This window comes from Streptomyces endophyticus (assembly GCF_035798155.1).
GTDB lineage: Bacteria > Actinomycetota > Actinomycetes > Streptomycetales > Streptomycetaceae > Streptomyces > Streptomyces endophyticus.
The window spans coordinates 1-398 of the sequence record NZ_JAOZYC010000181.1 but is presented as its reverse complement, the minus strand read 5'-3'; the positions used below and the strand labels follow the sequence as shown (position 1 = coordinate 398).

1 protein-coding gene is annotated in these 398 nt (G+C 53.8%); it reads right to left on the bottom strand.

From position 1 onward, the window contains the following. Positions 1-128 precede the first annotated feature (128 nt). Positions 129-398, bottom strand: a 270-nt coding sequence (locus OKJ99_RS36375) for a hypothetical protein (protein ID WP_326022594.1), incomplete at its 5' end; no start/stop codon positions are given.

Here is a 398-nt window from a genome sequence, read left to right as displayed (position 1 = left end):
CGTCCTGACATCCATTTTGGTTTCTGCCTGAAACCGCTGCTTCATCCAGAAGCGTCCTGACATCCATTTTGGTTTCTGCCTGAAACCGCTGCTTCATCCAGAAGCGTCCTGACATCCATTTTGGTTTCTCAGCGTTCGTCCTGAGCCAGGATCAAACTCTCCGTGAATGTTTCCCCGTAATCGGGGTGACACCACGAGAGCGGAACAGTCGGAGGAATAATCCGACCGTTCACAGCGTCCTCGCTGTGTTGCCCACCGAACAAAATCAACGCCAAAATTTGTTGATACCCCGTCTCCAGCATTCGCTGGGACGAGGTTCCTTTGAAAAGTCCCGCCGGTCCTTCGGGTTCGGTGGGCAACACAGCGAGGACGCTGTGAACGGTCGGATTATTCCTCCG